Below are 19,911 nucleotides of genomic sequence, written 5' to 3'. Positions count from 1 at the left end.
CACGCCACCCGACCGCCCCCCCCGAGCCACCACCCCACCACCCCGCCCCCACCCGTCCGCGAGAGGACATCCGTCATGCCCCCGACCGCCACCGCGACCCCGTTGCCCGCCACCGGCGAGCACCTGCCGGACCCGTTCGGGTCCGAGCAGCTCATCACCTGTGCCGACCCGGCCACCGGCCTGCGCGCCGTGATCGCCGTCGACAGCACCGCGCTGGGGCCGGGGCTCGGTGGTGTGCGGATGCGGGCCTACCCGTCCTTCTGGGACGGAGCGTTCGAGGCGCAGCGCCTCGCCCGGGCCATGACGTGGAAGAACGCCCTGGCCGGCCTGCCGTACGGCGGGGCCAAGTCGGTGATCATCGACGACGGTGACCGGAGCCGGCGTACCGAGCGGCTCGTGCGGTTCGGCGAGCTGGTGGCCCGCCTGGGCGGCGCCTACCTGCCGGGGGTCGACATGGGCACCACCACCGCCGACCTGGCGCTGATGGCGTCGGTGGGTGCGCCGTCGACCTGCGCGAGCGACGACCCCTCGCCGTGGACGGCGCTGGGCGTCTTCCACGCCGTCTGCGCCGCGGCCGAGCACCGGCTCGGCTCGGACGGGGTCACCGGGGTGGACGTCGTCGTGCAGGGCGTGGGCAACGTCGGGGCCGCCCTCGCGCGCCTCCTCGCCGAGGCCGGTGCCCGGGTGACCGTCACCGACATCGACGCCGATCGTGCGGCGCGTGTCGCCCGCGAGGTCGACGGCCGGGCCATCCCGGTCGACCGGGCGCTGAGCGAGCCGACCGACGTCCTCGCGCCCTGCGCCGCGGCCCGGGTCGTCACCCGCGCGGCGATCCCGCACCTGGGCTGCCGCATCGTCGCCGGCGGCGCGAACGACACCCTCGAGGACGACGGGTGCGCCGACGAGCTCGAGGCCGCCGGGATCCTCTACGTGCCCGACTTCGTGGCCAACGCGGGCGGCGTGGTCCACATCCACTCCCTCACCGCGGGCTGGGACGACGACCGGCTGCACGGGGCGCTCGCCGGCATCGGGGCGCGGGTCACGAGCATCCTCGACGACGCCCGGGCCGCCGGCACGACCCCGCTCGCGGCCGCGCACGCGCAGGCGCGTGCCATCGTCACGGACGCCCGCACCCGCCCCGCGGACCACGACGACCACGACGACCACCACCACCGGAGGAGCAGCGACCGATGAGCGAGACCACCAAGAAGCCCGCGCCCGGCCAGACCGAGGGCGCCGACGTCGGCCCGACCTTCGACCCGGCCGACTACGCCGACGAGCTGCGCGACGTGCGCGAGAACCGCGCGATCGGCACCCGGGTGTGGTTCGAGAACGACCGCGTCCAGGTCTGGGACCTGTCGCTGCAGCCCGGCGAGCGGCTGCCCTTCCACTGCCACGACCAGGACTACTTCTGGACCGTGACGGACCCCGGACGCGTGCTGCAGCGCTACGACGACGGCACGAGCCGCGTCGTCGACGTCGAGGTCGGCCACACCAACTTCCTGACCTACGCCGGCGACCAGTGCACGGTGCACGACCTGGAGAACGTGGGCGACACGTTCGTGCGGTGCGTGACCGTCGTGCTCAAGGACCCCGCCGGCTCCTGAGCGGGGGCCGCGGTTCCCGCTCGTCGCCGGCGGCCGGCTGGAAGGATGTGCCGCTCGTGAGCTGAGGGAGGTGCGGCGGTGCTGCTGCTGGTCCGGGCAGGTCAGGCGGAGGTCGCGGAGACGCTCGACCGCGCCCGCGTCGAGGGGTCCGTGGCCCCGACGGGTGCCGGGGGGTGGACGCTGGCCTGGTGCGACCACGGCGCGCTGGACCTCTTCGCCGCCCGCACCGACGTCGTCGGGTTCTGGGACGTGTCCGAGGAGCGCGACCCCGACGAGGCGGGCTCCGCGGGCCGTCGGTCACGGCGGCGCCGCGGCGACGGCGGCGACCAGGGCGAGGACTTCGAGGCGAGCCTCGTCGCCGTGGTCGCCGGGCCGGCGGGGCGCGCGACGTACCGCACCGACGGCGAGCGCACCGCGGGCGACCTCCGCGCCGTCGCCGAGGCACTGACGGCGCTGTTCGGCGTGCGGGCCAAGCCGCCGGTGCGGCCGACGCCGGTGCCGCTGACGCCGCGGGAGGAGAAGCGGATCGCGCGCTGGGAGGCGCGGCGGGCGCGCCGCCACCCGCAGCCGCCGGCGCCCGACCCGCGCACCGACCCCACCGGGGCGGTGGCGGCCGCGTTCGGCCGCAGCCACGGCTGGGTGGACGAGCTCGTCGAGGCGCTCGAGGAGCTGCTCGAGCTGCCCGCCCTCGAGTCGGCGCCCATCGAGCGGGTCGTCGTGCTCCGCCGTGGCGACGAGCAGGGCGCGCGCATGGGGGCACGGATCGCGGCGAACATCACCGGCCCGGTGCGCATCACGCCGCTGGGGGAGGGGTGGCAGGCGCTGGAGCCGACGACGACCACCGAGGTCGACGAGCTCTTCACCGCGCTGGCGGGCGTCGTCGCGGCGGCGGGCCCGCGTCGTACGCCGGTGCTCGCCCTGTGGCGCGACGCCGACGGCTCGTGCGGGGTCGACGTGGCGCACGGGGACCGCGCGTTCGCGCGCTCCAGCTGGGGGACGGGCTGGCGCGAGGTCGGCCCGCGGGACACCGGGACGGCCGACGACGTCGCGGCGTTCCTGGCCCACCAGGTCGCAGGGGAGGGGGCGCACGACCTCGACATGGTCGCGCTGCGGGCGCTGATGCGCGCCGACGAGCGCCGGGGCGACCCGCTGGTCGAGCTCGTCGAGCTCCTCGGCCTGCCGCCGGAGGGCCTGGCGATCCTCGACCGCACCGTCGCCCCGGACCCGGACGCCGAGGTCGTCACCGCCGCGGGGTTCTGGCGCACCTGGAGTGAGGGGGTGCGGGACGACGCGGGCTACGAGCCGTTCTTCGCCCGGCCCGTGCGGGTCGCGGGCGCGTGGCTCAGTGTGGTCGGCGCGCTGCTCCTCCTGCTGCTGGCCGTCGTCATGGTCGGCACCGTGGTGACCGACGGCGCGTTCGTCGACGAGGAGGGTGTGTCGACGGTCGACTGGGCGTTTGCGGCGCTGTCGGTCGTGCTGTTCCTGTCGCCGCGGTGGTGACGCGGCGGCGGTTCCGTCGGCTCCGGCGTACCTGAGCGGGCGGGGCGTCAGGCGCTCGGTCGCGCGCCCCGGTCGGACGGCGCGATCGTCGCGAGCGCGCGGCGCATGGCGACGACGAGGCTGCCGGCGGCGAAGTACTCCGCGTCGGTCTCGCGGCGCATCTCCTGGATGTCGGCGGCGAGCCGTTCGAGGGTGGCGCGGGCGGTGTCGTGGGCCTCGGGGTCGGCCTTGGCGTCGTCGACGGAGCGCAGCGCGTCGGCCAGCGCGGTGAGGGCGCGGGCGGCGCCGGGGCGCAGCTCGGGGCCGAGCACGACGTGCTCGTTGGCGGCGTGCTCGTTCTCGGCGAGCAGCTCGGTGACGCCCTCGACCTGGAAGGCGAGGTTGTCGAGCGCGCGGCCCTGGTCGAGGGTGCGCTCGGCGCTGGTGCGCCAGCGTGGGGCGCGCCAGTTGGCCTGCTGGGCCTCGGTGGCGCGGGCGACGAGGTCCTGCATGCGGCGGGTCTGCTGGCTGAGGTCGCGCCGGCGGCTCGCCCACTCCTCGGGGCGGGGCAGCGGTTCCTGGCTCAGCCCGTCGGCGAGGTCGTCGAGCTGCCCGGCCAGCTCGGTGCGCAGCGCGTCCTGGGCCGCGGCCGTGGAGACGAGCGGCAGCTGCGGGAAGGCGGCGTTGACGACGACGCCGATGGCCGCGCCGACCGTGGTGAGCCCGAGGTAGCCGAGCACGTAGTGCCACGGGTCCTCCCGCCCGATGATGAGCACGAAGAGCGCGGAGATGGGCACCCAGCTCGCCATGGTGCCGAGCCGCGGCCACGAGGTGAGCATGCTGCCGACGCCGACGACGAGGGCGAGGGCGAGCAGCTGCGGCAGGTCGCTCAACATGGCGGCGGCCGCCAGCGTCGCCCCGAGACCGATGGCGACGACCGACTGCAGGGTGGCGCGCACCGACTGGGCCACGGTGGTGGAGACCGAGACGACGGCGCCCAGCGGCGCGTAGTAGGCGTAGTCGTCGGCCACGTCGCCCCACGGCTGCACGACCAGCCAGGCGATCACCGCCGCCAGTGCCGCCTTCGCGGCGACGGTGAGGGCGGGGCGGTGGGCGAGGGTGCGCGTCAGCGCGCGGCGGGGCTCGAGGTCGTGCACGAGCACCGGTTACCCGTGCGCGCGTTCGAAGACGTGCATCGTGACGTCCTCCCACGGCACCGCCCCGGCGAAGCCCGGCGCGGCGTCGCCCTGCAACCGGAGCACGGACGCGAGGGCCGCGTTGCACAGGTCGAGCCAGTTCTCGGGGTCGACGGCGAGCTGCTCCTCGAAGGGGTCGGGCGTCCCGCGGTCACGCACGACGCCGGCCACGGCGTTGACCGAGAAGCAGCGGGCCAGCTCGCCCGACGCCCAGCGCCCGTAGGCGAACATGTCGTTGACGGAGGCCGCGGTGAGCAGCCGCACGTCCGGCCACTCCGTGAGCTTGCGGTAGCGCGCGTGGAGGATGCCGGGGTCGTAGAGGTGGGCGTCCCGGGTCGCGACGAGCACCCCGGACTCGAACACGCCGACCACCGGCGTCCCCCGGGGCGGGAAGGCGGTCTGCAGCAGCGGTCGGCTCTGCGTCAGCTGGTGGGGAGTGCGGGGGAACAGCCGCTGCACCACCGCGGCGGCGTCCGCCTCGGCCCCCTCCGAGGGGCGCGACAGGTCGAGGGCGCCGTCGCGCGAGAGGGCGAGGAGCGAGAAGCTGAGACCCATGGCGGGATCCTAGGCACGGCGGGTGGCCCGGGTCTCCGCGTCCGCCGCGCGGTGACCCTTGACGCCGCACTTCGTTTTTACAAGCATGTTCCGCATGAGCCTCTTCATCACCTGCCCGGTCGAGAACGTCGAACGCGCAACCGCCTTCTACGGCGCTCTCGGGTGGATCCGCAACGCCGAGATGTCCGACCACAACGTCTCGTGCTTCGAGATCGCACCCGGGCAGTACGTCATGCTCGGGAGCCGCGAGATGTACGCCAGCGTCGGCGGCGTCGAGGAGCTGGTCGGCGGGGTCGACACGCCGTCGAAGGTCACGGTCTCCTTCGACCTCGGCAGCCGGGAGGCCGTCGACGAGCTCGTCGAGCGGGCCGGGGCCGCCGGCGGACGGATCGGCGGCACCGACGACTACCCCTTCATGTACCAGCGCCAGTTCGATGACCCCGACGGCTACCACTACTCGCCGTTCTGGATGAAGCCGGACGCCGACGCGACTGCATGAGCGACCTGGCCGCGGCGCTCGACATCCTCGGAGCCCGCTGGGCGTTGCTCGTCGTCGACCAGCTGCTCGACGGGCCACAGCGCTACGGGGACCTGCAGCGGGCCCTGGGGGCGCCGACGAACATGCTCGCCATCCGTCTGCGCGAGCTCGAGGCGGCGGGCGTCCTGTCCCGGCTGCCGCTGAAGCACAACACCCGCGCCTACGCGCTCACCGAACGCGGTCTCGCCCTGCGAGAACCGATCCTCGCGCTGAGGAGATGGGGCGCCGAGGGGGCTCCTCCGTGACGAGCGCGCCACGTCTCAGCGCGTCCTACCGCCGGCACCCCGACCTCGTGATGTCCATCTGAGCGATGCGCCCTCAGGGCGCGGGGACGTCGAACCCCGAGCGGTTCACCGTGAGCGTCGACAACTGATCGACCTCCCACGGCGCGGTCTCGCCGCCGGTCCACCGCGCCGCGCAGGTGTAGCTGCCGTTGCCCACGTCGTCGGGCTGGCCCTGCAGACCGAACGAGCCGTCCACCGTGGCCGCGTCGCCGTCCCGGTGCACGCTCTCCGGCACGTCGAACCGCAGCTCGTCCTCGGTCGTCTCCTGCAGGGCCGCCTCGCAGGCGAGGCGCGCCCCGTGGTCGGTGGGCGGCCCGTCGCGGTCGATGAAGAGGTATCCGGCCGCGAGCGCGAACACCCCGACCCCCGTCGCGAGGGCGGCGAGGGGTACGACGCGCCGCACCCACCCGCGCCGCCGGGTGGTCACGGCGTGCTCGCCGACGGAGGCTCTGCCGTCGGGGTGGGGGACGGGCGGTGGCGGGCGATGACGGTGGGCGTGGGCTCCGCCGTCGGGTCGTCGGCGAGCGCGGACGTGCCCACCGACCAGCCGCCGTCGTCACTACCGACCCAGTGGGCCGCGCAGTGGTACTCGCCGCCGTCGCCGGGACCGGTCGCCCTGCTGAACGTACCGCTCACGGTGACGTAGTCGCCGTCCGCGGCGACCGTCGGCGACGGGTCGAAGCGGACCAGCTGGCCGAGCTCGCTCTCGACGTGCGCGTGGCATGCGACGCGCGCCCCGTCCGGCGACGGGCGCCGGTCCGTGTCCACCGTGAGGTAGACGACCGCCGCGACGAAGACCGCCGCGGCGCCGGCGAGGGCAGCGAGCGGTGCGGCACGCCGCAACCGGGTACGGCGTCCCCTCGGCCCGCCGGTCGCGTCACTGCTGCGTGGAGTTGTCACGGGGGTGAGCATGCACGACTCCGGCGGGCAAAACCTGTGGATGAGTGGTTGCGAGCCCCCGCCGGCCTGGATTGCAATGGGCGGCGGATCCGTGGACGACCTCTACTCGGGATGAGGGCTCAACATGTCGATCGCCGACGCGCGTTCTCGTGCGCCCGGGCAGCGGGCGGTGCCGACGGGTGCGCCGGTGGCTGCTGCCCCGGCCGCCGTGGTCGACGCCCTCGACGCCCGGGTGCGCGAGGTGGTGCGGGCCCAGGGGGTGGACCCGCAGCGCGACGTGGCCGCGGTGCGCCGGATCGCGGAGGACGCGGCGCGTGAGCACGACGACCTGTCCATGACGGGTGCGGTGGCGAAGCTGGTCGACCCGCCGGCGGTGGTCGCGGAGGTGGTGGCGCGGGTGGCGGGCTTCGGTCCGTTGCAGCCGCTGCTGGACGACCCGTCGGTGGAGGAGATCTGGATCAACGACCCCTCGCGGGTGTTCGTGGCGCGCAACGGGCGCCACGAGCTGACGAACCTGATGCTGACCCAGGCCCAGGTGGCGGACCTGGTGGAGCGGATGCTGAAGACGAGCGGCCGGCGTCTGGACGTGTCGAGCCCGTTCGTGGACGCGATGCTGCCCGACGGGCACCGGTTGCACGTGGTGCTGGAGGGCATCACGCGAGGGTTCACGGCGGTGAACATCCGCAAGTTCGTGCTGAAGGCGGCCGGTCTCCACGACCTGGTGGAGCTGCGGTCGATGACACCGCAGGCCGCCGCGTTCCTCACGGCCGCCGTACGGGCGGGGCTCAACGTGCTGGTCGCCGGCGGCACCCAGGCGGGCAAGACCACGATGCTGAACTGCCTGGCCGCGGCCATCCCGGGCGGTGACCGCGTGGTGTCAGCCGAGGAGGTCTTCGAGCTGCGCTTCCCCCACCCCGACTGGGTGGCGATGCAGACGCGCCAGGCCGGTCTCGAGGGCACGGGCGAGGTGCCGCTGCGGGCGCTGGTGAAGGAGGCGCTGCGGATGCGCCCCTCGCGCGTGATCGTGGGGGAGGTGCGCTCCGAGGAGTGCCTCGACCTGCTCCTCGCACTCAACTCCGGTCTCCCGGGCATGTGCACGCTGCACGCCAACAGCGCCCGCGAGGCGCTGGTGAAGATGTGCACCCTCCCGCTGCTGGCGGGCGAGAACGTGTCGGCCAAGTTCGTCGTGCCGACCGTCGCGGCCTCGGTCGACATCGTCGTCCACCTCGGCATCGATCCCGGCGGGGTACGGCGGGTGAACGAGATCGTCGGCGTGCCCGGCCGGGTCGAGAACGACGTCATCGAGGTCGAGCCGCTGTTCGTGCGCCAGTCGGGCGAGCTGCGTCGCACCCACGGGATGCCGCCGCGCGTCGAGGCCTTCGAGCGCAACGGCATCGACGTCCACCGGATCCTGCAGGCGGGCTGAGCGGTGGGGGCGGTCGTCGGGCTGGGGGTGGGGCTGGGGCTCCTCCTCGTGTGGTCGGCGTTCTTCGTGCCGCGCACGCCGCGCGCCACTGAGCGTGGTCCCGGCGCGCTGGCTCGTCTGCTCGCCCGTGCAGGGCTCACCAGCGTCTCGCCCGCGAGCTTCGTCGTGCTGTGCGCCCTCTGCGGGACGGCTGCCGCGGTGATCCTGCAGGCCGTGTCGCGCACGCCCCCGATCGCGCTCGTCTTCGGCGCGTTGGCGGCGTACCTGCCCTACGCCCTCGTCAGCGCCCGCGCCCGCACGCGGCAGGCGGAGTTCGCGGACGTGTGGCCCGACGCCGTCGACAACCTCGCGTCCGCCGTGCGCGCCGGGCTGTCGCTGCCCGACGCCGTCGCCGGCCTGGGGGAGCGGGGCCCCGAGGCGCTGCGGCCCGCGTTCGCGGCGTTCGCCCTCGACTACCAGGTGACCGGCCGCTTCTCCGACTGCCTCGACCGGTTGAAGGAGCGGCTGGCCGACCCCGTCGGCGACCGCGTCGTCGAGGGCCTCCGCATCGCGCGCGAGGTCGGCGGCGGCGAGCTCGGCCGCCTGCTGCGCAACCTGTCGGGCTACCTGCGCGACGACGCCCGGCTGCGCTCGGAGATGCAATCGCGCCAGGCCTGGACCGTCAACGGCGCGCGGCTCGCGGTCGCGGCGCCCTGGCTGGTGCTGCTGATGATGTCGTTCCAGGGCGAGGTCATCCGCCGCTACGCCACCCCGACCGGTACGGCGATCCTCGTCGCCGGCGCGGCCGTGTGCGTCGTCGCCTATCGCCTGATGATGCGGATCGGGCGGCTGCCGACCGAACGGCGGATCCTCCGGTGAGCCCGGCCCTGTGGGGGGCGCTGCTGGGCGCGACGGTCGCGTGTGGCGTGCTGCTCGTCCTCGCGCGAGTGCGGGCCGTCCGGCGGCCGCCGCTGGCCCTGCGGGTCGCACCGTTCGTGCGGGACGTCCCCCGTCTCTCCGGTGCCTCCCCGGGCCGGGCGTCGCTGCCCGCCGTCGGCGCCGGGACCGGTGGTCCGTTGGGTGCCGCGTCCGGCGTCTTCGGACCGCTGCTCCGCAGCGCCGCCGACGGCGTCGAGAAGGTGCTGGGCGGAGCCACGTCCGTACGGCGGCGCCTCGCGCGGGCGGGCATCGACCGGTCCGTCCACGAGTTCCGCATCGAGCAGGTCACCTGGGGGCTCGCCGCGTTCGCGGCCGCCGCCGTCTGGGGCGCCGTGCGGACGCTGGCCGACCCGGGCGCCGCCGTGAGCGCGATCGTGTTCTGCCTCTTCGCCTTCGTCGGTGGTGTCCTGGCGCGTGACCAGCACCTGACGTCGCAGGTGCGCCGCCGGGAGCGGCGCATCATCGAGGAGTTCCCCACCGTCGCCGAGCTGCTCGCCCTCGCCGTGGCCGCGGGCGAGGGCCCGGTGGCGGCGCTGGAGCGCGTCGTACGGCGCAGTGGCGGCGAGCTGTCCCGCGAGCTCGCCGGGGTCCTCGCCGCCGTCCGCACCGGCGAGCCGGTCGCCGACGCCTTCGACCGGATGGCCGCCACGACCGGCCTGCCGCTGGTGGCGCGGTTCGCCTCTGGCATCGCCGTCGCGGTCGAGCGGGGCACCCCGCTGTCCGACGTGCTGCACGCCCAGGCCGCCGACGTGCGCGACGCCGGCCGGCGCGAGCTCATCGAGTCCGCGGCCCGCCGCGAGGTCTTCATGATGGTGCCGGTCGTCTTCCTGGTGCTCCCCGTCGTGGTGCTCTTCGCCTTCTACCCCGGCGTCATCGGTCTCCGGCTGGTGGCGCCGTGAGCCCCTCCTCGTCCTGCCCTCCCTCCCACCACCCAAGGAGCGACATGTCCGTCTCGGGACTCATCCACCTGCTCGCCCGCCTGCGCGCGGCCGTGCTGCTGCTGACCGGGGGTACGGCGCGCCGCACCCAGCGCGGCGACGTGCCCGGCTGGGTCATGGTCACCGTCATGACCGCCGGCCTCGTCTACGCCATCTGGACCTTCGCCGGTCCCGAGCTCAACGCCATGCTGTCGCGGGCGCTCGGCTCGGTCAGTGGCCTGGGCTGAGCGCCCGCGCCGCTCGCGCTCCGGGCGAGACGGGCGGCGACGTGACCAGCGCGGCTCGGCCGTCGTCGACTTCGTGCTGGTGCTCGTCGTCCTGCTGCCCCTGTTCGCCGGGATCGCGCAGGTCGCGCTGGTGCTCCACGTGCGCAACACGCTGACGTCGGCGGCGTCCGAGGGCGCGCGGCACGCGGCGGCGTACGACCGCTCGCTGGCCGACGGCGAGCGCCGCACCCGCGAGGAGATCGAGCGCGCCGTGGCCTCGCGCTTCGCGCAGCGCATCCGGGTCGATGAGCGGCCCGTCGAGGGACGGCCCGGCGTGCGGGTGACCGTGGAGGCCACCGTGCCCGCGCTCGGCCTCGGCGGCCCGGGCATCGAGCTGCGCGTGCAGGGGCACGCCGTCGAGGAGGCGCCGTGAGCGCGGGGGCGAGCCGGGGTCGCCGGCAGCGGCGGGTGCGAGACCAGCGCGGCAGCGCCGTCATCGAGCTGACCTGGCTCGGCATCATCCTGCTCGTCCCGGTCATCTACATCGTGCTCGCGGTCTTCGACGTGCAGCGCGGCGCGTTCGCGGTGACGTCCGCGTCGCGCACCGCCGCCCGCGCCTACGCGCTCTCCGACGACCACGCCTCCGGGCAGGCGGCGGCGGACGCGGCCGCCCGGCTGGCGTTCTCCGACCAGGGCATCGAGGAGCCCGTCGGGGTGAAGGTGAGCTGCAGCGCGCCCGACGGTGAGGCGCGCCGTACCGGTCCGGCCGCCTGTCGACTGCCGGGCGCGATCATCACGGTCGTCGTCGACTCGGCGGTCGAGCTGCCCTACCTCCCCGAGGTGCTCGGCGGCGGCGCGCCGACGTTCGCCCTGGAGGCGACGCACTCCGTGCCGTACGGCCAGTTCCGGGAGGCGTCGTGAGCGCCCCGGCCAGCGGGCTGCGTCGGCGGGACCAGCGCGGCCAGACGACGCTGATGATCGTCGGCTTCGCGGGCGTGCTGTTCATGCTGCTGGCCGTCGTGGTGGACGCGTCGGCGGCGTACCTGCAGCGCCAGGGCCTCGCGACGGTCGCGGACGGGGCGGCGCTGGCGGGTGCGGACGCGGGGGCGCTGGGCGGGGAGGCGTACACGGGCGGGTTCCGCGCCGACCGTCGCGCGATCCAGACGGAGAAGGCCGCCGAGGCGGCGGTCGCGTCGTACCTGCAGGAGATCGGCGCCCACGCCCGCTGGCCGGGGCTCGAGTTCGACGTGGCGGTCGACGGCGGCACGGTCGAGGTGCGGGTCGACGCCCCGCTCGACCTTCCGCTCGTCCTCCCCGGCGGGCCCGACGAGGCCACCGTGGCCGCGACGGGTACGGCGGCGCTGCAGCTCGGCTGACTAGCCTCGCCCCGTGCTCGAGCCCGCCGAGATCGTCCGCCACTACGTCCACGACCCCGCGAACGTGGAGCGCGTCGTACCCGAGGTGGTCGAGCACATCGCCGTCGTCGGGTACGACGCGCTCTGGCCCGCGGCGTACGCCGGTCTCGAGCAGTTGATCCGGGCCGCACTCGGCCCGGTGGCGCTGGCCGTCGAGCACGTCGGGTCGACCGCGGTGCCGGGGCTGGCGGCGAAGCCGGTGATCGACGTCGACGTGACGGTGCCCGACCCGCGCGACGAGGCGGCGTACGTGCCCGCACTCGAGGCCGCGGGCCTCACCCTGCTGCTGCGCGAGCCGCGCTGGCACGAGCACCGCATCCTGCGCGGCGAGGCCCCGCGCGCCAACGTGCACGTGTGGGGCCCCGACTGCCCCGAGGTCGTGCGGCACCGGCTGCTGCGTGACTGGCTGCGCGAGCACCCGGCGGACCGGGAGCGGTACGCCGCCGCGAAGCGGGCCGCCGCCGACGAGACGAACGCGGTGAGTGGGGTGGTGATGGACTACAACGCGCGCAAGGAGCCCGTCGTGCACGCCATCCTCGACGACGTGTTCCGGGCGCACGGGCTGCTCTGAGTCGGATACTCCTGCCGTGACCCGCGCGCGCATCGACGAGACGTTCACGGCCCCGGCGCTCGACCCCGACCTCTGGGTGCCGCACTACCTGCCGCACTGGACGATCCCGAAGCGGTCGGCGGCGCGCTACGACCTCGACGAGCACGGGCTGCGGCTGCGCGTCGACGCCGATCAGCCCGCCTGGCGCGAGGCCGACGGGCAGATGCGGGTCAGCAACGTGCAGACCGCGACGTGGGCCGGCCCGGTCGGCGGCACCGCCGGCACCCACCGCCACCGCCCCGACGGCCTCGTCGTCGTGACGGGGACGCCGACGTGGAAGGGGTGGGTGGCCGACGCCGGGGAGGTCGTCGTGCGCGCCAGCGCGAGCCCCGACCCCACCTGCATGCTCGGCATCTGGCTGGTCGGCGTCGACGACTCCGGCCCCGACGACTCCGGCGAGCTCTGCATCGCCGAGCTGTTCGGCGACCGCATCGGCCCCGGCGGCTCGACCGTCCGCGTCGGCGTCAAGGCCCACCACGACCCCCGCCTCGTCGACGAGGTCACCGACGTCGACCTGCCGATCGACGCCACCCAGCCGCACGAGTACGGCGTGCGCTGGGGCGGCGAGCGCGTCGAGTTCACCGTCGACGGGGCGGTGGTGGCGACGAGCGCGCAACGGATCGACTACGAGCAGCAGCTGATGATCGACCTGTTCGAGTTCCCGGCCGACGAGCGGCGCGACCCCGCGGCGTACCCGAAGACCGCCCACGTGCACGCCGTACGAGCGGTCAGCAGGTAGGGGGTGGAGGCGCTCGCCCCGAGCACCCCGTGCGACGTCATGCGGGGCGAGCCCTTGGGGCCACGATCGGTATGACGTCCGGGGCGGGTCGCGGGACGTCATGCGGGGCGAGCCCTTGGGGCCACGATCGGTATGACGTCCGGGGCGGGCCGGCGGACGTCCGCGGTGAGGTGGTGGTTTCGAGGCCGCTGGCGCGGCCATCTCAACCACCGGTAGCGCCGCGGGCCCGGCCGCCAGTGGCGACCGGGCCCGCACGCACCTGCGAGGCGTCAGCTCTTGAAGGTGTCCTTGACGCCCTCGACCTTGTCCTTCGCGGAGGCCTTGGTCTGGTCGGCCTTGCCCTCGGCCTTGAGCTCGTCGTTGCCGGTGACGTCCCCGACGACCTCCTTGGCCTTGCCGGCCAGGTCCTCGGCGGCGTTCTTGGCCTTGTCGGCGATACCCATGTCGTTCTCCTTCCGGTCGGTGATCACAAGTCGGGAGCGGGCGCTCCCACCGCGCGTGGTGTGCACGGGGCTCAGAGGGACGGGACGCGCTCAGCGCACCCGGACCCGGTCGGTGCCGCGGCCGAGCCGCTTGCGGCGCGGGGCGTCGAGCACGACGCGCAGGCGCACGTCGTCGTCGGGGAACGCGGCGGCGACCTCGCGGGCGCTCGCCTCGGTCGCCTCGGTCAGCGTCGTGGCGTCGGCCGCCGGGTCGACGGAGGCGTGGAGCACCAGCAGGGTGCGGCGGCCCCGGGCCTCGGTCGTGCCCCGGGCGCCGGTGACGGGGGCCATCGTGGCGAACCGCTCCGCGGCGGCCGCGGCCACCGAGCGCAGGTCCACCTCGAGGCGGCCCGTCTCGTCGCTGGAGTCGAGCCGCTGGCTCGACGGGCCCGGGCGGCGCAGGTGCGCCAGCAGCCACGCCAGGGCCAGCAGGCCCAGCAGCACGGTCGCGAGGGCGAACACCCAGGGCCACCAGCCGCTGGCGACGACGTCGCTCGCGGGGCCGGTCGGCAGGCTGTCCTGGTAGCGCCCCACGACGCCGAAGCGCCAGTCGAAGGCGAACAGGGCGAGCACCACCAGGCCGAGGCCGAGCAGCAGGGTGAGCGTGCGGTCGAGCACGCGGACGCGGGGGGTCATCGCGGCAGCTCCTTCGTCACGACGTCGATGCGGGCACGGGTCAGGTGGCCGACGGCCTCCTGCGCGGCGCGCTGGGCGGCCTGCCGCACGGGCGCGGGCTCGCGGTTCGTCGTCACCGCGATGCGGACCTTGCGGCGCGAGACGCGGACGGTCTCGGCGGCGACGACGCCGGGGGCCCGGTCGGCCGCGCTCTGCGCGAGGGCGGCGAGGGCGCCGGGCGCCAGCCACAGGTCGAGGCGCCCGTCCTTCGTCGGCCGGTGCGTGGCCCGCGCCGGCTTCACGGCGACGAGCACGAGGAGCACGCCGACGACGCCGAGCACGGCGGCGCCGATCAGCAGGCCGAGCGACGGGGTGAGGCCGTCGACGGCATCGACCGTCGAGCGCAGCCACTCGGTGCGCGTCGTCGCCCAGCCCTGGCGCACCGCCAGGTCGTGGACACCCACGACGGCCAGGCCGATGACGACGATGCCGAGCAGCACGGCCACGGCGCCGGCGCCGGGCAGGGCGCGGGGCGGGGCGCTCAGCGGCTTCGGCAGCGCCACGTCGGGCGGGGTGGCGGCACGGGTGGTGCCGCGTCGGGCTTCCAGGGTCTCGCTCATTCCACCCTCCTCCGCGGGGAGTCGACGTCGTCGGGGGAGACGACGTGCACGGTCACGTCGACGGTGCTGATGTGCACGCCGGACAGGCGGGCCGCGCGCTCCCGCACGCGGTCGCGCACGCCGGCGGCGATCGCGGTCACCGAGCACGGCCACACGGCGGCCACGTCGGCGCTCACCCGGGCGCTGCGACCGTGCATCTCCACGTCGGCCCGGGGGCTGCCCTGGCCGGTCAGACGGCCCAGCGCGCTGCGGTGGGCGACCGTGCCGGGGGTCTCCAGCACCGCCCGCTCCACCAGGGTGCGCACCGCCGTGGTGCGCACCTCGAGCGTGCCGCGGTTCTCGGCGTCGTCGGGCGCGGGCTCGCCGCGGTGCGCGGGCACCGTCGGGCGGGTCGGCGCCACGGCCTGCTCAGCCACGACGTCCTCGCACGAGGGCTCCGAGGTCGAGCTCGCCGTCGACGTGGCCGCCGAGCAGGTAGCCGCCGCCGCCGAGGACGACCGCGAGGAGCAGGCCGAGGAAGCCGCCGGTGGTGACGGCGATCGTCAGCAGCAGGCCGGCGACGAGGCCGAGGCTGGAGGTGGTCATGAGGGTGTTCTCCTTCGGGTTCACGGGTGGTGTGGGGGAGGCGTGCTCAGAGGTGGCCGTACCGGCGGGCGCCGGGCAGGCCCCGGGGGACCCGTCGGCGGATCCCCCCGGCCGCGGCGCGCCCCTGTCGTCGTACGACGTGGGCGGCGCGCCGCAGCCGGCTGCCGGGGACGACGACCACGGGGGTGGCCGTCGCCGCAGGGGGCAGCACCGCGTCGGTGCCGCGGCTGCGGAGGACCTCGAGCTCGGCCATCACGCGGGCGAAGGTCGCTGCGTCACCGCCCCGGTCGGGGTGGTGGGCGAGGGCGGCCTCGCGCCGGAGCCGGCGCAGGGCGTCGGCGTCGGTGCGCGCGGTGGCGGGTGCCTCCACGTCTCCTCCTGGATGGGGTGGGTGGTGCGGTCAGTCGTCGGTGGGCCGGGGCGCGCCGGGCGGGGCCACGTCCTCGACGGTCACGTCGACCGGCCCGCCCGCGAGGGGGCGGACGGCCGCGCGGACCGCCTCGGTGGTCGCCGTCAGCGGCGCCGCCCACGCGAGCACGACGTGCACGTCGGCACCGGGCTCGCGGAGCCGGATGCCGGCGACGCGCCGGCCGGGGAGGTACGTCGCGACCTCGCCCAGCACGCCGCCGTGCAGGTCGTGCACCCCGGGGACGGAGCGGACGGCGCGGGCGACCAGGTCGACCGGGTCCTCCAGCACCGCCGCGGCGGGCGCCGCCGGCTCCTCCGGCAGGGCGACCTCGTGCGGGTCCACGCTGGGCTCGCTCACTCCACGCGGGGGGCGGCGGGCTCGACGTCGTCCTGCCCGTCGTCGAGGAAGACGTCGTGGACGGTGATGTTGACCTCGGTGACCTCGAGCCCGGTCATCCGCTCCACCGAGGAGATGACGTTGCGCCGGATGGCGGCGGCGAGGTCGGCGATCGCGACGCCGTACTCGGCGACGATGTCGAGGTCCACGGCGGCCTGGCGCTCGCCCACCTCGACGCTCACGCCCTGCGACAGGTTGGTGCGCGAGCCGGGGATGCGCTCGCGGAGCGCGCCGACGGCGCGGGCGGTGCCGCCGCCGAGGTCGTGGACGCCGCTGATGTCGCGGGCGGCGATGCCGGCGATCTTCGAGACCACGGTGTCGGCGATGGAGGTGCGGCCGGCCTCGGAGGTCAGCGCGGTGGTGCCGCGGCTCTCGAGGGCGGTGGTCGTCGTGGTGCTCTGCTTCTCGGTCATCGTGGTTCCTCTCGTTCGTGTCGGACAGGTGTTGGTCGCGTGGAGGCCCGGGATCGTCACGCGGCCGCCGTGTGATCCGGGTCACGACCCTCCCGAGGGGCGACTGCTGTTCGTCGCCGAGGGCACCTGCGGATGGGCCCGCTTGGAGGGCCCCGTCACGATCCACCGGTATGAGCCCGAACGGCCCGCAGCGCAGCGGAGCCACCGACGACGCGCTGCTGCGTGCTGCGCGCCTGGGGGACGAGGAGGCCTTCGCCGTGCTCGTCGACCGCCACGCCCCCGGGATGTACCGCTACGCCCTGCGCCTCGTGGGCGGCAGCGACGCGGACGCCAAGGAGGTCACGCAGGAGGCGCTGATCTCCGCGTGGAAGGGGCTCGACACCTTCGCGGGCCGCTCGAGCCTGCGCACGTGGCTCTTCCGGCTGGTGCACCGCCGCGCCGCCGACCTGCAGCGCCACCGCCGCCCCACCCCCATCGACGACGAGCTGCTCTCGGCCGCGCTGCGGCCCGCGGAGGACAACCCGCTGCGCGACGCCCTCGACTCCGAGCTGCTCGCCGCCTTGCAGGCCGCGCTCGACGAACTACCGTGGCACCAGCGCGCGGCCTGGTTGCTCTTCGAGATCGAGGGTCTGTCGTACGACGAGATCGCCGCGGCGCTGGACCTGAGCACCGGAAGCGTCCGCGGGCACCTGCACCGCGGACGACGCACCCTGGCCGAGAGGATGGAACGGTGGCGCTAGAGCCGGTCGACCCGTTCGTCCGCGCGACCGAGACCGCCCGGAGCGAGCGGCCTGAGCCGCCCGGCGGGTGGGTCGAGCTGTCCGCCTCGGTGATGGCACGCGTGCGCAGCTCGGTGCTGCCCTCCGAGCCCCTGCTGACCTTCGCCGCCGACGGTCGGCCGGACCAGGACGCCGCGGGCTCGCGCACCTACGTCTCGGAGCGCGTCGTCCGCACGGCGCTGCGCGAGCTGCTGCAGTCCTCGCCCAGCCACGCCCCCGAGGGCCTGCGGCTGCTCGTCGACGACGGCCGGCTCACCGGCGTCGAGATCGACCTCGTCGCGGCCTACGGCACCGTGCTGCCCGCCCTGGGGGACGCCGTACGGGCGCAGGTGCTGGACCTGCTGCGGGGGCTGCTCGGCCCGGACCCCGACCTGGGCCCCGACGACGTCGTCGTCGCCGTCACCGACGTCGCCGTCGGTGACCCCCGGCTGGTCTGACCGGGGGCCGCACGCCGTGACGTAGGCTTGGTCATCGTGGCTGGACCCGACTTCGACCAAGAGATCAAGCAGCTCGGCGCGACGATGCGCACCATCGAGCAGGTGCTCGACGTCGAGAGCATGCAGCGGGAGGTCGCTGCCCTCCAGGAGGAGGTCGCGGCCCCCGACCTGTGGGACGACCAGGCCAACGCCCAGCGCGTGACCGGCCGCCTCTCCGCGCTCCAGGGCGAGCTCGAGCGCTTCGAGACCCTGCGGGGCCGCATCGAGGACCTCGAGATCATGGTCGAGCTCGCGCAGGAGGAGGGCGACGCCGACTCGCTCGCCGACGCCGTCGCCGAGCTGGGCCGCCTGCACAAGGCGGTCGAGGCCCTCGAGGTGCGCACCCTCCTCAACGGCGAGTACGACGCCCGCGAGGCCCTCGTGACGATCCGCGCCGGCGCCGGTGGCGTCGACGCCGCGGACTTCGCGGAGATGCTGCTGCGCATGTACTCCCGCTGGGCCGAGCACCACAACTACCCGGTCGAGGTGTTCGAGACCTCCTACGCGGAGGAGGCGGGCCTGAAGTCGGCGACCTTCGCGATCCACGGGCCCTACACCTACGGCACCCTCTCGGTGGAGTCGGGCACGCACCGCCTGGTGCGCATCAGCCCGTTCGACAACCAGGGCCGGCGCCAGACCTCGTTCGCCGCGGTCGAGGTCGTGCCGGTGCTCGAGCAGACCGACGAGATCGACATCCCCGACGAGGAGATCCGCGTCGACGTGTTCCGCTCCGGCGGTCCCGGCGGCCAGTCGGTCAACACGACCGACTCCGCGGTGCGTCTCACCCACCTCCCGACCGGCACGGTCGTCAGCTGCCAGAACGAGAAGTCGCAGCTGCAGAACAAGGCCAGCGCCATGGTCGTGCTCAAGGCCAAGCTGCTCGCGCTCAAGAAGGCCGAGGAGAAGGCCGAGCTCGACGGGCTGCGCGGCGACGTGCAGGCGTCGTGGGGCGACCAGATGCGCAACTACGTGCTGAACCCGTACCAGATCGTCAAGGACCTGCGCACCGGCTACGAGGTCGGCAACCCCACGCCGGTCTTCGACGGCGAGATCGACGGCTTCCTCGAGGCGGGCATCCGCTGGCGCCGCGGCGCCGAGAAGGCGGACGCCAGCTGAGGCACCGGCTGCTCAGTCGGTGAGGACGATCCCGTCCTCGTCGCTCCACAGCGTCGCGCCGGGCGTGAACGTGACGTCGCCGAACGTCACGGGCACGTCGACCTCGCCCGCGGCGTCCTTCGCGCTCTTGCGCGGGTTGGACCCGAGCGCCTTGATGCCGAGGTCGAGCCCGGCCAGGGCCGTCACGTCCCGCACGGGACCGTTGATCACGACGCCGGCCCAGCCGTTGGCGACCGCCGCGGCGGCGATCTGGTCGCCCATGAGCGCCGACCACGGCGACCCGCCGCCGTCGACGACGAGCACCGCGCCGTCACCGGGCGAGCTCAGCGTCCGCTTCACCAGCCCGTTGTCCCGGTCGCAGCGCACCGTGCGGACGGGGCCCGTGAAGCGGGGGCGTGCGCCGTACAGCCGCAGCTGTGTGCTGCACGAGCGCACCTCGAGGCCGGCGTCGACGAGCGCGTCGACGAGCGCGTCGACGAGGTCGGACGTGGTGGCCGTGCCGGCCAGGAACGCGCTGCGGTCGATCATCGTGGCTCTCCTCGGGTGGGGGATCAGGGGCCGGCGGCGACCGCGACGGCGGCGCACCAGTCGGAGGCGCGGGTGACCGTGGCGGCCTCGTCGAACGCCGCGGAGGTCGGCACGCGCAGCGTGCAGGTGAGCCAGGCGTCGCCGAGCAGCCCGCGGAACGAGACCTCCGCGACTCCCTCGGCGCCGCACAGCTGGGCGAGGGAGGGCGCGCCGTACGCCGGCTGCCCCTCGAGCACGCGGCAGCCCTCGGTCGCCGCGGTCTCCTCGACGTACGCCGCGGCCGCCGCCGGGGTCGTCGGCGGCACGAACACCCAGGCGGAGGCGGCCGGGCTCGTGGGCGCGGCGGCGCCGCCCTCGCCGTACCAGCGGCACCCGACCTCGTGGACGAGGTCCTCGCGGCCGGGCGCGATCTGCGTCGGCGCGCCCGTGTCCCACGGCACCGCCTCGACGGGCGGGGCGCCCAGCGCGGCGGCGACCGCCTCGTCGGTGACGTCGTCGCAGAACGCGGAGCGCTCGACGCCCAGGGTCGTGGTGTCGAGGTCGGCGAGCGCCGGGGGTGCGGTGGTCGTGGGCGACGCGACCGGTGCGTCGCCGTCACCCCCGTCGTCGCCCGTGCAGGCCACCGTGCCGAGGGCGAGCACGACGAGAGCGGCGAGGGCGGGGACCGGGCGGTTCACCCGG

Annotated in this window: 31 protein-coding genes; 17 read left to right on the top strand and 14 right to left on the bottom strand. The window is 75.2% G+C overall.

Translation table 11 applies throughout. The features are described from left to right. The first annotated feature begins 75 nt into the window (after window positions 1–75). The 3 genes from KK617_RS01295 to KK617_RS01285 all read left to right on the top strand — a co-directional run bounded on the left by KK617_RS01295 (window position 76) and on the right by KK617_RS01285 (window position 3,107). The gene (locus KK617_RS01295) at window positions 76–1,194 is read left to right on the top strand and encodes a Glu/Leu/Phe/Val dehydrogenase dimerization domain-containing protein (protein ID WP_277497585.1); all 1,119 of its coding nucleotides are present in this window, start codon (window positions 76–78) and stop codon (window positions 1,192–1,194) included. Then, on the top strand, window positions 1,191–1,607 hold the full coding sequence (locus KK617_RS01290) for a hypothetical protein (RefSeq protein WP_277497584.1): 417 nt from the start codon (window positions 1,191–1,193) through the stop codon (window positions 1,605–1,607). The genes KK617_RS01295 and KK617_RS01290 overlap by 4 nt, the downstream gene beginning before the upstream one ends. A 78-nt stretch (window positions 1,608–1,685) precedes the next feature. Continuing rightward, a complete protein-coding gene (locus KK617_RS01285) occupies window positions 1,686–3,107 on the top strand; it encodes a hypothetical protein (RefSeq protein ID WP_277497583.1) in 1,422 nt (473 codons plus the stop codon). A 47-nt stretch (window positions 3,108–3,154) separates the two neighbouring features. Here the strand turns inward: KK617_RS01285 and KK617_RS01280 are convergent, their stop codons facing one another. After that, on the bottom strand, window positions 3,155–4,249 hold the full coding sequence (locus tag KK617_RS01280) for an aromatic acid exporter family protein (protein WP_277497582.1): 1,095 nt from the start codon (window positions 4,247–4,249) through the stop codon (window positions 3,155–3,157). A gap of 3 nt (window positions 4,250–4,252) precedes the next feature. Beyond that, window positions 4,253–4,837: a hypothetical protein gene (locus KK617_RS01275; RefSeq protein WP_277497581.1), complete on the bottom strand. Its 585-nt coding sequence runs from the start codon at window positions 4,835–4,837 to the stop codon at window positions 4,253–4,255. Between the two features lie 94 nt (window positions 4,838–4,931). Between KK617_RS01275 and KK617_RS01270 the strand changes: the two genes are divergently transcribed. Both KK617_RS01270 and KK617_RS01265 read left to right on the top strand, forming a co-directional pair. Then, window positions 4,932–5,336 (top strand): VOC family protein, encoded by a 405-nt coding sequence (locus tag KK617_RS01270; RefSeq protein ID WP_277497580.1) that lies wholly within the window; start codon window positions 4,932–4,934, stop codon window positions 5,334–5,336. Beyond that, window positions 5,333–5,620 carry a helix-turn-helix domain-containing protein gene (locus tag KK617_RS01265; protein ID WP_277497579.1) on the top strand — a complete coding sequence of 96 codons (288 nt, stop codon included), beginning with the start codon at window positions 5,333–5,335 and terminating at the stop codon, window positions 5,618–5,620. Before KK617_RS01270 ends, KK617_RS01265 begins: the two co-directional genes overlap by 4 nt. Window positions 5,621–5,693: 73 nt before the next feature. On the opposite strand, the gene KK617_RS01260 is transcribed toward KK617_RS01265, so the two are convergent. Next, window positions 5,694–6,086 (bottom strand): hypothetical protein, encoded by a 393-nt coding sequence (locus KK617_RS01260; protein WP_277497578.1) that lies wholly within the window; start codon window positions 6,084–6,086, stop codon window positions 5,694–5,696. Further along, entirely contained in the window at window positions 6,083–6,559 is a 477-nt protein-coding gene (locus tag KK617_RS01255) for a hypothetical protein (RefSeq protein ID WP_277497577.1), read from the bottom strand. The genes KK617_RS01260 and KK617_RS01255 overlap by 4 nt, the downstream gene beginning before the upstream one ends. 124 nt (window positions 6,560–6,683) lie before the next feature. Here KK617_RS01255 and KK617_RS01250 point away from each other — a divergent pair, with 124 nt between their 5' ends. From KK617_RS01250 to KK617_RS01210, 9 genes are read left to right on the top strand one after another with little or no spacing between them, the layout of a single operon-like run. Continuing rightward, the gene (locus KK617_RS01250; RefSeq protein ID WP_277497576.1) at window positions 6,684–7,985 is read left to right on the top strand and encodes an ATPase, T2SS/T4P/T4SS family; all 1,302 of its coding nucleotides are present in this window, start codon (window positions 6,684–6,686) and stop codon (window positions 7,983–7,985) included. Window positions 7,986–7,988: 3 nt separating this feature from the next. Continuing rightward, a complete protein-coding gene (locus KK617_RS01245) occupies window positions 7,989–8,843 on the top strand; it encodes a type II secretion system F family protein (RefSeq protein ID WP_277497575.1) in 855 nt (284 codons plus the stop codon). Next, window positions 8,840–9,802, top strand: coding sequence for a type II secretion system F family protein (locus KK617_RS01240; RefSeq protein ID WP_277497574.1), 963 nt, complete (start codon window positions 8,840–8,842; stop codon window positions 9,800–9,802). The genes KK617_RS01245 and KK617_RS01240 overlap by 4 nt, the downstream gene beginning before the upstream one ends. Window positions 9,803–9,846: 44 nt before the next feature. Further along, window positions 9,847–10,068, top strand: coding sequence for a hypothetical protein (locus tag KK617_RS01235; protein ID WP_277497573.1), 222 nt, complete (start codon window positions 9,847–9,849; stop codon window positions 10,066–10,068). Continuing rightward, a complete protein-coding gene (locus KK617_RS01230; RefSeq protein WP_277497572.1) occupies window positions 10,055–10,480 on the top strand; it encodes a TadE/TadG family type IV pilus assembly protein in 426 nt (141 codons plus the stop codon). The genes KK617_RS01235 and KK617_RS01230 overlap by 14 nt, the downstream gene beginning before the upstream one ends. Then, window positions 10,477–10,968, top strand: a complete 492-nt coding sequence (locus tag KK617_RS01225; protein ID WP_277497571.1) for a hypothetical protein — start codon at window positions 10,477–10,479, stop codon at window positions 10,966–10,968. The genes KK617_RS01230 and KK617_RS01225 overlap by 4 nt, the downstream gene beginning before the upstream one ends. Then, a complete protein-coding gene (locus KK617_RS01220; RefSeq protein ID WP_277497570.1) occupies window positions 10,965–11,423 on the top strand; it encodes a pilus assembly protein TadG-related protein in 459 nt (152 codons plus the stop codon). Before KK617_RS01225 ends, KK617_RS01220 begins: the two co-directional genes overlap by 4 nt. Before the next feature lie 13 nt (window positions 11,424–11,436). Then, window positions 11,437–12,033 carry a GrpB family protein gene (locus KK617_RS01215; protein ID WP_277497569.1) on the top strand — a complete coding sequence of 199 codons (597 nt, stop codon included), beginning with the start codon at window positions 11,437–11,439 and terminating at the stop codon, window positions 12,031–12,033. A 16-nt stretch (window positions 12,034–12,049) separates the two neighbouring features. Then, complete coding sequence (locus tag KK617_RS01210) at window positions 12,050–12,811, top strand: glycoside hydrolase family 16 protein (protein WP_277497568.1); 762 nt, start codon at window positions 12,050–12,052, stop codon at window positions 12,809–12,811. A 269-nt stretch (window positions 12,812–13,080) separates the two neighbouring features. Here KK617_RS01210 and KK617_RS01205 read toward each other — a convergent pair whose 3' ends face one another. The 8 genes from KK617_RS01205 to KK617_RS01170 form a co-directional block, all read right to left on the bottom strand. After that, window positions 13,081–13,254, bottom strand: coding sequence for a CsbD family protein (locus KK617_RS01205; RefSeq protein WP_277497567.1), 174 nt, complete (start codon window positions 13,252–13,254; stop codon window positions 13,081–13,083). A gap of 90 nt (window positions 13,255–13,344) precedes the next feature. Then, the gene (locus KK617_RS01200; protein WP_277497566.1) at window positions 13,345–13,929 is read right to left on the bottom strand and encodes a hypothetical protein; all 585 of its coding nucleotides are present in this window, start codon (window positions 13,927–13,929) and stop codon (window positions 13,345–13,347) included. Continuing rightward, complete coding sequence (locus tag KK617_RS01195) at window positions 13,926–14,528, bottom strand: DUF6286 domain-containing protein (RefSeq protein ID WP_277497565.1); 603 nt, start codon at window positions 14,526–14,528, stop codon at window positions 13,926–13,928. Before KK617_RS01195 ends, KK617_RS01200 begins: the two co-directional genes overlap by 4 nt. After that, the gene (locus KK617_RS01190; RefSeq protein WP_277497564.1) at window positions 14,525–14,944 is read right to left on the bottom strand and encodes a hypothetical protein; all 420 of its coding nucleotides are present in this window, start codon (window positions 14,942–14,944) and stop codon (window positions 14,525–14,527) included. Before KK617_RS01190 ends, KK617_RS01195 begins: the two co-directional genes overlap by 4 nt. Further along, complete coding sequence (locus KK617_RS01185) at window positions 14,937–15,113, bottom strand: DUF2273 domain-containing protein (RefSeq protein WP_277497563.1); 177 nt, start codon at window positions 15,111–15,113, stop codon at window positions 14,937–14,939. Before KK617_RS01185 ends, KK617_RS01190 begins: the two co-directional genes overlap by 8 nt. Before the next feature lie 46 nt (window positions 15,114–15,159). Then, window positions 15,160–15,483, bottom strand: a complete 324-nt coding sequence (locus KK617_RS01180) for a hypothetical protein (protein WP_277497562.1) — start codon at window positions 15,481–15,483, stop codon at window positions 15,160–15,162. A 30-nt stretch (window positions 15,484–15,513) separates the two neighbouring features. Further along, the gene (locus tag KK617_RS01175; protein WP_277497561.1) at window positions 15,514–15,864 is read right to left on the bottom strand and encodes a hypothetical protein; all 351 of its coding nucleotides are present in this window, start codon (window positions 15,862–15,864) and stop codon (window positions 15,514–15,516) included. 11 nt (window positions 15,865–15,875) lie between these two features. Continuing rightward, window positions 15,876–16,331: an Asp23/Gls24 family envelope stress response protein gene (locus tag KK617_RS01170; protein ID WP_277497560.1), complete on the bottom strand. Its 456-nt coding sequence runs from the start codon at window positions 16,329–16,331 to the stop codon at window positions 15,876–15,878. Between the two features lie 170 nt (window positions 16,332–16,501). Between KK617_RS01170 and KK617_RS01165 the strand changes: the two genes are divergently transcribed. The 3 genes from KK617_RS01165 to prfB are packed head-to-tail and all read left to right on the top strand — an operon-like array spanning window position 16,502 to window position 18,702. Then, a complete protein-coding gene (locus tag KK617_RS01165; protein WP_277497559.1) occupies window positions 16,502–17,071 on the top strand; it encodes a sigma-70 family RNA polymerase sigma factor in 570 nt (189 codons plus the stop codon). After that, entirely contained in the window at window positions 17,062–17,547 is a 486-nt protein-coding gene (locus KK617_RS01160) for a hypothetical protein (RefSeq protein ID WP_277497558.1), read from the top strand. Before KK617_RS01165 ends, KK617_RS01160 begins: the two co-directional genes overlap by 10 nt. 36 nt (window positions 17,548–17,583) lie before the next feature. Beyond that, entirely contained in the window at window positions 17,584–18,702 is a 1,119-nt protein-coding gene (prfB, locus tag KK617_RS01155; protein ID WP_277497557.1) for a peptide chain release factor 2, read from the top strand. Between the two features lie 12 nt (window positions 18,703–18,714). Here the strand turns inward: prfB and rraA are convergent, their stop codons facing one another. Further along, window positions 18,715–19,230 (bottom strand): ribonuclease E activity regulator RraA, encoded by a 516-nt coding sequence (gene rraA / locus KK617_RS01150; protein WP_277497556.1) that lies wholly within the window; start codon window positions 19,228–19,230, stop codon window positions 18,715–18,717. Window positions 19,231–19,253: 23 nt separating this feature from the next. Then, on the bottom strand, window positions 19,254–19,907 hold the full coding sequence (locus tag KK617_RS01145) for a hypothetical protein (protein WP_277497555.1): 654 nt from the start codon (window positions 19,905–19,907) through the stop codon (window positions 19,254–19,256). Between the last annotated feature and the right edge of the window lie 4 nt (window positions 19,908–19,911).

This window comes from Nocardioides sp. ChNu-99 (genome assembly GCF_029493445.1).
Lineage (GTDB): Bacteria > Actinomycetota > Actinomycetes > Propionibacteriales > Nocardioidaceae > Nocardioides.
Note: the sequence above shows the minus strand (reverse complement) of the source record. Positions and strands in the feature narration are given on the sequence as shown.

What these genes read in the sequence shown, in the direction of transcription:
- KK617_RS01235 (WP_277497573.1), top strand. Translation starts at nt 9,847, where the DNA reads ATGTCCGTCTCGGGACTCATCCACCTGCTCGCCCGCCTGCGCGCGGCC.
- KK617_RS01290 (WP_277497584.1), top strand. Translation starts at nt 1,191, where the DNA reads ATGAGCGAGACCACCAAGAAGCCCGCGCCCGGCCAGACCGAGGGCGCC.
- rraA (WP_277497556.1), bottom strand. Translation starts at nt 19,230, where the DNA reads ATGATCGACCGCAGCGCGTTCCTGGCCGGCACGGCCACCACGTCCGAC.
- KK617_RS01295 (WP_277497585.1), top strand. Translation starts at nt 76, where the DNA reads ATGCCCCCGACCGCCACCGCGACCCCGTTGCCCGCCACCGGCGAGCAC.
- KK617_RS01200 (WP_277497566.1), bottom strand. Translation starts at nt 13,929, where the DNA reads ATGACCCCCCGCGTCCGCGTGCTCGACCGCACGCTCACCCTGCTGCTC.
- KK617_RS01275 (WP_277497581.1), bottom strand. Translation starts at nt 4,837, where the DNA reads ATGGGTCTCAGCTTCTCGCTCCTCGCCCTCTCGCGCGACGGCGCCCTC.
- KK617_RS01170 (WP_277497560.1), bottom strand. Translation starts at nt 16,331, where the DNA reads ATGACCGAGAAGCAGAGCACCACGACGACCACCGCCCTCGAGAGCCGC.
- KK617_RS01185 (WP_277497563.1), bottom strand. Translation starts at nt 15,113, where the DNA reads ATGACCACCTCCAGCCTCGGCCTCGTCGCCGGCCTGCTGCTGACGATC.
- KK617_RS01270 (WP_277497580.1), top strand. Translation starts at nt 4,932, where the DNA reads ATGAGCCTCTTCATCACCTGCCCGGTCGAGAACGTCGAACGCGCAACC.
- KK617_RS01265 (WP_277497579.1), top strand. Translation starts at nt 5,333, where the DNA reads ATGAGCGACCTGGCCGCGGCGCTCGACATCCTCGGAGCCCGCTGGGCG.
- KK617_RS01195 (WP_277497565.1), bottom strand. Translation starts at nt 14,528, where the DNA reads ATGAGCGAGACCCTGGAAGCCCGACGCGGCACCACCCGTGCCGCCACC.
- KK617_RS01165 (WP_277497559.1), top strand. Translation starts at nt 16,502, where the DNA reads ATGAGCCCGAACGGCCCGCAGCGCAGCGGAGCCACCGACGACGCGCTG.
- KK617_RS01205 (WP_277497567.1), bottom strand. Translation starts at nt 13,254, where the DNA reads ATGGGTATCGCCGACAAGGCCAAGAACGCCGCCGAGGACCTGGCCGGC.
- KK617_RS01250 (WP_277497576.1), top strand. Translation starts at nt 6,684, where the DNA reads ATGTCGATCGCCGACGCGCGTTCTCGTGCGCCCGGGCAGCGGGCGGTG.